This is a genomic window from Candidatus Binatia bacterium (assembly GCA_036382395.1).
Lineage (GTDB): Bacteria > Desulfobacterota > Binatia > HRBIN30 > HRBIN30 > JAGDMS01.
Genome location: DASVHW010000170.1, coordinates 1 through 11,158 on the forward strand (window position 1 = coordinate 1; position 11,158 = coordinate 11,158).

The 11,158-nt window shown below is 64.3% G+C and carries 10 protein-coding genes and 1 tRNA gene; 2 read left to right on the top strand and 9 right to left on the bottom strand.

What is annotated here, in order from left to right:
• Window positions 1-1,936, top strand: a 1,936-nt coding sequence (locus VF515_07825; GenBank protein HEX7407543.1) for an MMPL family transporter, incomplete at its 5' end; no start/stop codon positions are given.
• Window positions 1,937-1,957: 21 nt separating this feature from the next.
• Here VF515_07825 and VF515_07830 read toward each other — a convergent pair.
• From VF515_07830 to VF515_07870, 9 genes are all read right to left on the bottom strand, one after another.
• Complete coding sequence (locus VF515_07830; protein ID HEX7407544.1) at window positions 1,958-3,850, bottom strand: hypothetical protein; 1,893 nt, start codon at window positions 3,848-3,850, stop codon at window positions 1,958-1,960.
• Window positions 3,851-3,901: 51 nt separating this feature from the next.
• The gene (locus VF515_07835) at window positions 3,902-4,738 is read right to left on the bottom strand and encodes a glycosyltransferase family 39 protein (protein HEX7407545.1); all 837 of its coding nucleotides are present in this window, start codon (window positions 4,736-4,738) and stop codon (window positions 3,902-3,904) included.
• Between the two features lie 255 nt (window positions 4,739-4,993).
• Window positions 4,994-6,295: a transaldolase family protein gene (locus tag VF515_07840; protein HEX7407546.1), complete on the bottom strand. Its 1,302-nt coding sequence runs from the start codon at window positions 6,293-6,295 to the stop codon at window positions 4,994-4,996.
• A gap of 102 nt (window positions 6,296-6,397) precedes the next feature.
• Window positions 6,398-8,014: a mechanosensitive ion channel family protein gene (locus tag VF515_07845; GenBank protein ID HEX7407547.1), complete on the bottom strand. Its 1,617-nt coding sequence runs from the start codon at window positions 8,012-8,014 to the stop codon at window positions 6,398-6,400.
• A gap of 78 nt (window positions 8,015-8,092) precedes the next feature.
• Window positions 8,093-8,491 (bottom strand): secondary thiamine-phosphate synthase enzyme YjbQ, encoded by a 399-nt coding sequence (locus tag VF515_07850; GenBank protein ID HEX7407548.1) that lies wholly within the window; start codon window positions 8,489-8,491, stop codon window positions 8,093-8,095.
• Between the two features lie 94 nt (window positions 8,492-8,585).
• Window positions 8,586-9,335 carry an SDR family NAD(P)-dependent oxidoreductase gene (locus VF515_07855; GenBank protein HEX7407549.1) on the bottom strand — a complete coding sequence of 250 codons (750 nt, stop codon included), beginning with the start codon at window positions 9,333-9,335 and terminating at the stop codon, window positions 8,586-8,588.
• Between the two features lie 51 nt (window positions 9,336-9,386).
• On the bottom strand, window positions 9,387-9,788 hold the full coding sequence (locus VF515_07860) for a VOC family protein (GenBank protein ID HEX7407550.1): 402 nt from the start codon (window positions 9,786-9,788) through the stop codon (window positions 9,387-9,389).
• Between the two features lie 67 nt (window positions 9,789-9,855).
• Window positions 9,856-10,257 carry a methylmalonyl-CoA epimerase gene (mce, locus tag VF515_07865; GenBank protein HEX7407551.1) on the bottom strand — a complete coding sequence of 134 codons (402 nt, stop codon included), beginning with the start codon at window positions 10,255-10,257 and terminating at the stop codon, window positions 9,856-9,858.
• Between the two features lie 73 nt (window positions 10,258-10,330).
• Window positions 10,331-10,474 (bottom strand): hypothetical protein, encoded by a 144-nt coding sequence (locus VF515_07870; GenBank protein HEX7407552.1) that lies wholly within the window; start codon window positions 10,472-10,474, stop codon window positions 10,331-10,333.
• Between the two features lie 48 nt (window positions 10,475-10,522).
• Between VF515_07870 and VF515_07875 the strand changes: the two genes are divergently transcribed.
• A tRNA-Gly gene (locus VF515_07875) sits at window positions 10,523-10,594 on the top strand.
• Window positions 10,595-11,158 lie beyond the last annotated feature (564 nt).

Consider the following 11,158-nt stretch of genomic DNA (forward strand, 5'->3'; position numbering starts at 1 on the left):
GGACGAGGCGGCGATAGCGGCCCTGCGTGACCGCTACCGTCAGGAGCCGCTCTTCAAGGGCACGGTCGTCAGCGACGACGAGCATGCCGCGCTGGTCATCGTCGACTTCTATGATGGGCCCACCGCCAGCGAGATCACCGCGACGGTCCGACGTGCGGTCGCGAAACACCCTTCTCCGGAGATTGACGTGGCTATTACCGGCGCGCCGGTTTTCCAGGACGCGGAACGGCTGCTGGTGTCACGACAGAGCTACTATTTCGTCGGAACGATTGCCGCGATTCTACTCGTGCTGTGGCTGGCATTCGGCCAAGTGCAGGGTGTCGTGCTCCCGAGCGCGACGGCCTTGCTGAGCACCGCCTTGGCGCTGGGATTCATGGGCTTTGCGGGCATCCCCATGAATGCCTGGACGGCGACGGTGCCTGTGGTGGTCGTCACCGTGGCCGCCGGCCACTCGGCCCAAATGCTCAAGCGCTATTACGAGGAGTTCGCCCGTCTCGGCAATCGCGCCGCGGCCGTCGTCGAGTCGACGCAACGGATTGGTCTGGTGATGATGGCGGCGGGAGCCACGGCGGGTTGCGGTTTTGCCGCGCTGTCCGTTCTCGGCATCCCGACGCTGACACAGTTTGGGTTGGGCGTTGCCAGTGGCATCTTCGCCGCGGTGGTTCTCGAGATGACCTTCATGCTTGCCCTGCGTGTGGTGTGGCCCACCGGCCGCGCCACGGGCGGGGAAGGACCGCTCCCACGCTGGCTGGGGTACGCCCTTGCGCCGCTCGAAGCGGCGGTCCGGTTGCGGCCGGGCTGGACAGTGGCGGCCTTCGTGGCGATCGCAGTGGTTGCAGCTGCGGGATACCCACGGCTGAAGACCGAGGTTCACCCGGCGACCTACTGGTCCGACCGGATTCCGGCCGGCCGGGATCTGCGGGTGTTTGAAAAGCATTTCCCCAGCACCACGACCCTCACCATTCTGCTCGAGGGCGATCCCGGAGCGATGAAGACACCGGCAGCGATCGAGCTGATGAGCGGGTTGCAGCAAGCGATGGCGAAAGATCCTGGGGTGGGGCGAACCTCCTCTCTCGCCGACATCATTCGGCGCACCTACGAGGTGTTTGCGCCCGAGGACGCCGTAAACGGCTTGCCGGCGGACGCAGCGTTGATCGGGCAGCTCTTCTTTCTCGCCGATTCGCCGGGGTTTGAACGCTTCGTGGATCGGTCGTACAGCCGCGCCGTGGTGCTCGGGTTTCTCAACCGCGAGGACTCCGACCTGACGCGCAGCGTCATCGGACGGCTGACGGATTACCTCCAACAGCATCCCCCCCGGGACATTCGGGTCTCGCTGGCCGGCGGCGTCGGCCCGACCTTGCTGGCGCTCAACGACCACACCGTGAGGGGGAAGATCTTGAACATCGCCGTCGTGCTGGCGGTCATCTTCGTTATCGCCAGCATCCTGCTGCGCACGCCGCTCGGTGGAGCGTTGGTGACGGCACCGCTGGTGATGGCGCTCATTGTCAATCTCGGCTTCTTGTCCTGGTTCGGTGTGGCCTTCGACGTGGGTGGCGCGACCATCGTCGCCATCGGCGTCGGCATTGGGGCGGACTATGCTATCTACTGCTTGTACCGGCTGCGTGAGGAGTTTCGCCGGACCGGCAACATCGACTTGGCGCTGCGCGCGACGCTGGAGACGACGGGGCGCGCCGTGGCCTTCGTCGCCTTGTCCATCAGTGCTGGCTTCAGTGTCTATCTGATATCGGACTTCTACTCTTTTCGGCTGCTCGGTTCGTTCATCCCGCTGACCATGATGACCAGCTGCCTCACCGCCCTGACCCTGCCGCCCGCCTTGGTGGTGCTACTCCGCCCCCGGTTCATCTTCGGTGGTCAGAGCGGGCGGGCACGGACGTCCGCCCACTGCGGTGAGGAAGCCGAGGCTCCCTCCTCCTGACTGCCGCACCGGGCGTAGCGCTCAACCGGCGGCCTCGGCGGGAACCGACGGCACGAGACTGGACGGGGGGATGAGCTCCCGCTTGCCGTCCGGCGGAGCCCAGTACATTTGGAACAGTCGATACTGGCCCTGGGCAGGTGGGACAGTCGATACTTCCCCCGGGCAGGCCCAGTGCGCTTCCAGCTTATGGATGCCAGCGGTCAGCGTCCGCTCTGCGTAGGACACACGTTCCGCAGGGTTAGTGACGCTAGGCCCAGATGCTGCACCAACCAGCCCCACGTCATCGAGCCGCACTGAGTAGGTCCCGATGCCACGCGCGTCAAATTTGTAGGTGCCTGGGGTCCCGATGAGCAACGCACCTGTCCATGCAGCCGCAAAAGGCATGCGCACCATGGGTTCGTTCCCTGGCTGGGACATGGGATAGTCGGCGAACGCGTTCAATTGCGGATCGATCGCCCGTAACGCGGGCTGACCAGCCTCTTCATAGACAGCCGTGAGCCCTTCCTGCACAGGGTTCGGGTTCAGGTCCCAGGCGAACACAACACGTGTCAGACCAGGGCTCTTGATCGCCATCGACAACGCGCGCTCCCCGGTCGCGGGCTCGGTGATTGTAATCGGCTGCCAACCACGCGGCAGGCTGAGCGCCACATCCGCCGGCGTCGCGGCGTTTGCCCGCACGACGAATTCGCCGGCCACACGAATCTCGGTTGGCGTGTCGGCCCGCACGGTCAGCGTGACGGGGCGGTCGGTGGGCCAGTAGATGCGTCCCTGCCAGTGTAGGCGCGTACCAGTGTTCGGAATGTCCAGATGACCGGCGAAGGGATCGCCCGTCATCTGGACGGCCACAGCGTTCGCACCATCATACACAGTCAGGTGCAGGCCGGTCTGAGCCGCGACGTCCTCTGGCTTCAATCGCAGCTCGCGAAACCGCAGCCGATTCTCCGGCGTGAAAATATCATCGGTGACCTCAGTGTGCGGGTAGAGCGTGCGTAGGTGTCTGGTCAGCGTCACCTGCGTGGGTCCGAGTATCAGGGCGAGTGGGAAGGTCACCGGCTGGTGCAGCGGCAGGAAATGTGCAGGGTCTGGCACGTCCTGGAGCCGTCGGTCGGGATAGTTGAAGCGGAACAGATCATAGAAGAAGGTCATGGAGCTGTCCCTGCCCAGCAAGAACGCGGTGCTCCCCGGCGGTAGCCGCTCGATGCGACGCGCAAGCGCCGACTCAGTGTCCAGGAACGGCGCATTCGCAAAGGCGACGAAATAGGTCTGCCAGTTGACCCATCCCGCGCTCGCGACGAGCACCGCCACGAGAACGGCCGCGATGGCGGTCCGCGCTCGGCTCCCCGCTCCGGCGCGCAGCAGCTTATCAAGCGGGAGCGCGGCCAGCAGCGCCATGGCCGGCAGGATGCCCACCAGCCGCACGATCGCTGGCGCATCGATGGTGGCGACGCCCCCGGCCACAGCGGTAGCGAACCACCAGTACAAGACGAAACTTTCTCGCACCCGCCGCCACCAAGGGATCGACATCGCTATGCCGATCACGAACAAGGTGGCGGTGACGTCGTCGAGCATCCCGCCGCCACGGTAGCCCAGCTCGCGATACGTTCCATCGGGCAATACGCCGAAGCCGAGCCACGTCAGCCAGATCTGCCGCCAGAGTATTGTCGCCGCCGCGCCAGCGCCGCTGGCGCGCCACGCGTCGAGCACCTGACCCATCGTCTGGCGGTTGCGCGCGATGATCGTCCACTGCTCCCAGGTGGCTCCGAAGGTGAAGTGATCCGTTATGTAGTGCAACCACGGATACGCCACGGCGAGGAATCCTGCCGCGGTGATGACCGCACCCCGCCAGTGGGCACCCAGTGACCGCGGGGCGAGCACGACGCTCAAGCCCAGCCAACCGAGCCACAGGAGCGGCACCAGGTCTCCCGCGTTGTAGGTCAATACGCACAGACCGAGCCCGACGCCTGCTCACCAGTAACTGGCTGCGCGGCCCGTGTTGACACCGCGCCACCACCAGAAGAACGCGAAGGTCTCGTAGAACATCAGCTGAGCGTGACAGATACCGAGACGGCTGAAGTCGATCGCCGTTCTGCACATCGCGAACAGGAGCGTAGCAAGCACGGCCATGCGTGGGGTGAACAACTCGCGAGCCAGGAGGTAGGTCGCGCCGATCGCCAGTGTCCCCATCAGAGCTGAGGACATGCGCAAGCTGGTCGTGGTCAGGCCGAAGAACGGGCCGAACAGCCCTTGCAGCGAAATGCCGACCCAGGGCCAGCCGTTCCATCCCATGGTGAAGAAGTTGGGGATCCCCGACTGGTAGGTACGCACTAGTGACCACCCCACCCGCGCCTCGTCTGCGAAATAGAAGCGCGGGATGGAATCCAGCCAGATCACCCGTGCAGTGGCGCCGAGCAAGACCATGGCGAGGACAGCTGCCACCTCCCGCCGGGACCACGGTGGCGTGGCCCGACCCGGAGGCGAGACCACCCAGCCGCGCAGGGCTACCCCGCCAAGCAGAAATCCCATCATCCACAGGACAAGGGAGACGACCGGCATTTGGTTCCCCGAAGAGAGGAACGTCGAGGCGGCAACCGCACACGCCGCAGCCGTGCCCCACCATAGACGCCGGACCCTCCACGTCACCTGGCCCGGGGGGATCCCAAGCGCATCGGGATTCGACGGCAGACCCCAGCCGGCGAGGGAGGCAACGACCGCTGCGCTGATGAGCAACACCCAGCCAGTGAGGGCATCCGGGTTCTGGTGGACGCGCAACTGCGCCACCAGTGCTACGGTAACCGCCGACACGATCAGGCCCTGTTGCAAGAAAGAGGGACGTGTAGGGACCATACGCAGCGCGAGTGCGGGTATCATAACTAGTTTGTGATTGCACGGTCGTCGACCCCGTCACACACGGCCGCCCTGACCCTGCCGCCCGCCTTGGTGGTGCTACTCCGCCCCCGGTTCATCTTCGGTGGTCAGAGCGGGCGGGCACGGACGTCCGCCCACTGCGGTGAGGAAGCCGAGGCTCCCTCCTCCTGACTGCCGCACCGGGCGCGGCTCTCAACCGATGCGCTCCCGGATCTGGCGGTCCATGTCTTCCTGGAACTTCTCGAAGTCCGCGTCCGCGAGCAGAGTGTACAGGGTGTCGATGGGAAGGCGCTTGGTGAGCGCCGAGCTGAGATCGGGGAGCTTATTCTTGCGTAGCTCCTGCCACTCGGTTGCCGTCGGCGCGTAGAACAGATCGCCGAATCCCGCCTGGTCGAAACGCTTGTAGAGCTGATCGCCGTCGCGCAGATTCTGGTACTCCTTGGTTGACCGCAGCTCGGTCATGAATTGAACCAGTTCGGGCTCGACGTGATAAAGCCGTGCGATGCGCTCTTTACCGACTGTGCGCAGCACGTCATCCGCAATCCCCAAATTATCCTCGTATGAGGTTTCCAGCTGGCTTCGAACCTCGGCGGCCGGGATCTCTTTTTGAGTCATGTAGCCCCGAATGGCGTCGCACGGTGCGGTGAAGGCGTCGCATCCCGCTACGCGGACGAAGGTCTGCCAGTCACGGATGCTCGCGACGATGAGCAGGGTTTTGATGCCCGCCTCGCGCCGCAGGCGCCGGAGGGCGCGCTGCGCTTCGAGGTCCACGTGCTCGCCAAGTGACGAGGCCTTGAGCCCTTGGTTGATGCGCCCCATGAAGATGTTGGTGAGCGTGACGTCGGCGAGGAGCCCGGCAGCGACTGCCTGGCGCGCGGAGAAGGTCGAGGTGAAGTTGACCGGGATGCCTTCGCGTTCGAGATCCCGCGCGATCAGAAAACAGTGCGGTGTCTGCGGCGTGAACGGTACCTTGACGACGCCGGACGGCACCATGCGGCGCAGGTAGCGGCCGACGCGCTTGGCGGCCTCCGCATTGCGACTCAGGTTCATGTGCAGCTGCAGGCTCACCTGCCAGCTGCGTCCGGCGCCGAAGGCCCGTGTCATGTCGTTGCCGATGCGGCCGCAGATGACGGCGTAGATCAACGGGATGAGCTCGTCATCCGTGAGGCCGGGCTGGAGCGAACGTAAGCGGCGTGCCCAGGCCGCGGCATCGCCTGCGTCGAGATAACGCGCCATGACCTTGTGCACCAAGGGCTGATTGGCGGTGTTGCCGTCGACCTCGCTGAAGATCGCGCCGCCATCGGTGGAAACCAGCGCGTCCGCCTCCTTTGTGTCCGCGGTGTCGGCGTAGATGTGGACCGTCCCGGCCTTGCCCACCGCGGCCAGCAACGGAGATGACGACAGCTTGCGCCGGCCGCTTTCCCCCGGCGGCTGGCCGAATGAGATTACGGCCGCGTCAAGAGTGCTCGCCGATGACTGTCCCTGCCCATCCATAGTTCTGCTCCTCTCCGTCGTCGGGTTCTTGTTATCTGAGTGCTCGCTGCATGGCTCAAGGGTAAGCCCACCGAGGTTCTGAGGCAATCACAGGCCCACTCCTCAGTAGGGCGGGGCGAACTTGATCCCGCTGGCGCTCACGATGTCCATGATCCGCAGAAACAGATCCTCGCGGATGGTGGCGTACTCCTGGAAATTGGCGGTCAAAATGTCGGTGGAAACTTCGACCTGGAAGGCCGGACCGCCGAAACCTGAAAAGAGAGCGCGCGCGGTTGGCGCATAGACCTTGGGATGCTCGTGCAGCAGCTTCGTCAGCTCTCCAAGCACCCGCCGCATCTGCTCGGCGGTCGTATCGTGGTGCAGCCCGAGCGTCGTGGACAAGCGAATGCGGTCGCGGCGGGCCATATTCTCCAGCTGCATGCTGGCGAATTGCGCATTGGGAATGGAGACGACGGTACGGTCGAGCGTGCGCACGCGTGTGGACCAGAGGGAGATGTCCTCCACCGTGCCCATTTTGTCTCCAAAACGGCAGAGGTCGCCGACCCGCACCGGCTGATCCGCGATCAAGGTGACACCGCCGAAAAAGTTCTTCAGCGTCTCCTGCGCTGCGAGCGCTACGGCCAAGCCGCCGACACCAAAGCCCGCGAGGAGACCAGAGGCGTTGAAGCCGACGTTTTGCAGGAACGCGAGCGCAGCGACTGCGATAAGGAACAATTTGACGGTCCGCCGGCCAAGCGGAAGCATGGCCACCGCCGTTGCCTGGCCGCGCGCGATGAGACGGTCCGCAGCTTTCAAGGTGCCGATATCAATGAGCCGCAACGCCAGCCAGGTCAGGGCGGTGACGACCAGCGCCTTGGCGATGCCGTTGAAAAAGGCTTGCACCGGCAGAGCGAGTTCCAGCAGGAGGGACCCGGAGATGAAAAGCGTGATCCCGATCCCCAGCCGCACGGGTCCGACGATCAGTTGCTCCACCTTGTCCTCGAGTGTGTGGCGCAAGCGCGTCACCAGTGGGCGGACGGCACGCGCGATCAGCGCGGTAATGAGCCACGACGCCAGGACCGCGACGAGGGTCAGCACGCCGAGGCCGATCCATTGCCACAGTTCGATCTCGACAAAAGTGATCTCGAAGAAGGGATCGGGCAGCCACTCGCCGAGCGGACCGTAACCGAACTGGACATAGAGTTGGGGGATCTTGGTGACGGTCAGGGCGGAGACCTTCCAGATGAACGCCTCATCGAGCGGCACGCGTTCGAGAAGAATTGGGATCGGTGCTTTGGCCGTACGGATGGTGCCGACGCGCTCGCGGCGTGGCGGACGACCACCAGTGAGGCTACCCTCCGGCGAATCACTCAGCGACTCGAGGTCGATCCACAAGGTGTGATCAATGACAACCTTCAGGTGACGCGCGAGAACGGGTCCACGGCTGACGCGTTCCCCTGGGCTCAGGCGGCTGAGGTCGAGGTATTCCGACGCCCGTTCGTAATCCCCATCACGGCAGGCCTTGAGGTAACCCGCCATGGCGCTGCGGGGCGTGCCGCGCTCAAACTCGTCGGCCGGACCAGCGGGCTGCGGGGTCGGCTTGGCCACCGTGGGGCTGGCTGGCTGGGCCAGGGATGACGACAGGCTCGTCACATAGACGAAGCCAGCCAGCAGGACTGCGGCGTACCGGATCCCTCCGGTCCGCGCCTGGCGCGACGAGATGGTTGCTTGCCCCAGCATGAGTCTTCCTCCCCTTTCTGCCGTGTTCCGGATAGAGCCTCCGCCTGGAGAGGACAAAGAAAAACCTGGCCGCGCTAGCTACCGAACCGTGACCACCACTCGCCGGTCGCGCGGGCCGTCGAGCTCAACCAGCATGATCGCCTGCCAGGTGCCGAGAACCAGCTTTCCGTCGCGTACCGGGATGGTTTCGCCGGGGCCGAGAATGGCCGCCTTGATGTGGGCGGCGGCATTGTTGTCGACGCGATCGTGCCGCCAGATGCCTTCGGGAACGAGTTTGTCGAGCGCCTCGATGATGTCTTCGCAGACGTTCGGGTCGTCGTTTTCGTTGATGATCACGGCCGCCGTGGCATGGGTGACGTACACCGAGCAGATGCCGTCCGTGGCTTTGGTCTGGTGCACGATGCCGGCCACTTGGGCAGTGATGTCGAGCATCTCGTACTTGCGGTGGCTGCGGATGTGGAATTCGGATTGCATCATTCAGCTTTCAGTCGTCAGCTATCAGCGTTCAGCCCGAAGTGGAACTATAACCATTCCGCGCTGACGGCTGACAGCTGAGCGCTGATGGCTCTCCTCACATCCACGCGCCGCCGTCGACACGGAGGATCTTGCCGGTGACGAAGCTGGCGTCATCGCTGGCGAGATACACGGCGGCTTTGCCGATATCTTCCGGTTGGCCCGGGCGCCCGAGCGGGATGCTGTTCAGCAGCGCATCGCCGTGAAATTTTATCATGCGTTCGCCCATGTCCGTGGCGATGACTCCCGGCGCGATGCAGTTCACCCGCACGCCGGCAGGGGCGCACTCTTTCGCCAGGGACTTGGTCAACGCGTTCACGCCCGCTTTGGAGACGTAATACGGCGCGCCCATCGGCCCGCACATGTCGGCGCCGATGGAGGAGATGAGGATGACGTTGCCGCTGCGGCGCTGCACCAGCTGGCCCACGGTGGCCCGGCAGGTATAGAAGACGCCGTGCAGGTTGATGTTGATGACCTTGTGCCAGTGGTCGACGTCGAGATCCCACAGCGGCGCCACGCGTGACGCAATGCCCGAGTTGGCGACGATGATGTCGAGATGGCCGAAGTGCGCCAGCGCCGTATCGACCATGCGCTGCACGGCCGGCCACTCGCCGACGTCGGCCTGCAGCGCCAGGGCGCTGCTGCCGAGCGCCTCGATCGCACGCACGGTGTCGGCGGCGGCCGCGGCGTCACGCCGGTAATTCACCGCGATATGCGCCCCTTCCCGCGCCAGCTCCAGGGCGATACCGCGGCCGATGCCGCGCGAAGCCCCGGTGATGAGCGCAATCTTGCCATCGAGTTTTCCCATTCCGTTCACCTCATACGGCTGATCGCTGACCGCTGATGGCTGAGTGCTGCATCATTTCGGGTGCTCGATCAGTTGCAGCAGGACGCCGTGGGTATGCTTGGGACTGATGAAACAGACCTTGGTGCCCTCGTGGAGCGATTGGATCCTTGCCGTGATCCCCTTCTTGGCGAGGTGCGCTACGGCGTCAGCCAGGGACTCGACTTCCAGCGAAACCGCGTACATGCCTTCGCCGCGTTCGGAGAGGAACTGCATGCCGGGGTTCGCTGCGCTGGTTGGCTGGAACAGCTCCAGGGCCGCATCCCCGATGGACAGAAAGGCCCAGCGCATGTTCAATTGCGGCGTGACCCCGCTCCGTTCCACCGGAAACGCGAAGTTGGCGGTAAACGTCTTCACCGCGGCATCGAGGTCCTTCACCACAATCGCCACATGATCGATCTTCTTGGCTAGCGGCATTGGTCTTCTCTCGTTTCTGGTCTCTGGTCCCGAGCTGAATGCTGAAGGCTGACAGCTGACCGCTTCTTCAGTCCATCGGTTGCGCGTACTCCACCAACACGCCGTGATTGGCGCGGGGGTGGAGAAAGCAGATCATGCCCGCCAAGCCTTTGCGCGGCGTCTGGTCGATGAGATCGATGCCTTTGGCCTTGGTTGCGGCGAGCTCGGCGGCGACATCGTCGGTTTCGAAGCAGATGTGATGCAGACCTTCGCCGCGGCGCTGCAGGAATTTGGCGATACCGCCGTTGAGGTTGATCGGTTCCAGCAGCTCGATTTCGCTGTTGCCGATGGTGAGCAGGGCGGCTTTCACGCCCTGATCCTCGACCACGGCGGTCTTGTGCACCGGCAGGCCGAGGGTGTCGCGGTAGAAGGCGTAGGCCTCTTCGAGATTGCGAACGACGATGCCGACGTGATGGATCTTGCGGAGCATGGCGGGTCCTCTTACGTGTGAAGTCCGCCATCGTCTTAGTCGATCGGGCGCACTTCGACAAGACGAAGCGCGTTCACGTGGCGGGGGGCTCTTCCTCCAGCCACCAGCGGCCCAGGTCGATCTCGAGCGCCTCGAAGGGTGTGATGCGGGCCGACTCGGCACCGCCGTGTGCGCCGAATTCGCCGGAGGCGTGCGTGTCGGAGGCGTGCGTTGACACGGCGGTGGGATTTGCTTACTGTCTGCACAGCTTACCTACGCAGTTCTTGCGGGCGTAATTCAGCGGTAGAATGCCAGCTTCCCAAGCTGGACGTCGCCGGTTCGACCCCGGTCGCCCGCTCTTTGTCTAACGCTCTGAATTGACACGACTTTCCGCACCACGCGGCGCGCACGGCCCACCGGCCTGACCGAGGGGGTTCCCGGTAGGTTCCCGTTTTCGCCTTCTTCTCGCCCTGCGATCAGCGCATCGAGTTGCTCCGCAACTGCGGTGATTCCGCCGTAGTGCGCCTCGATCATTTCGAGACTCGTACCCGTCTGCCGCGCCACGAAGAGCGGCGAGACGCCGAGCGCAAGTAAGTACGTAATGTACGTGTGCCGCGTGTTGTAGAAGGGGCGCAGGCGGATGCCTGGCGTGTCCGTCACTCAAAAAGGGGGTGGCGGCTCAGGAACTCTGCGACGCGTGCCGGTTTATTGATCCTGTCTGGACACTCCCGGTATGTTTACCACGAGCGGGATTCCACGTGAGCCCATTCCGACAGGAGTAGCACTGCGCACCAAAGGGGCAGCCGCCACTCGGTGCCGCGTACGGTTCTGTCTTCCTGCCTACCGTCAGAGGCATCCCTGGGCGCCAGGCTTGGGGCAACTCCTTCCCCTCGGCCATGCGTACGTTCACCACCACCCCTCC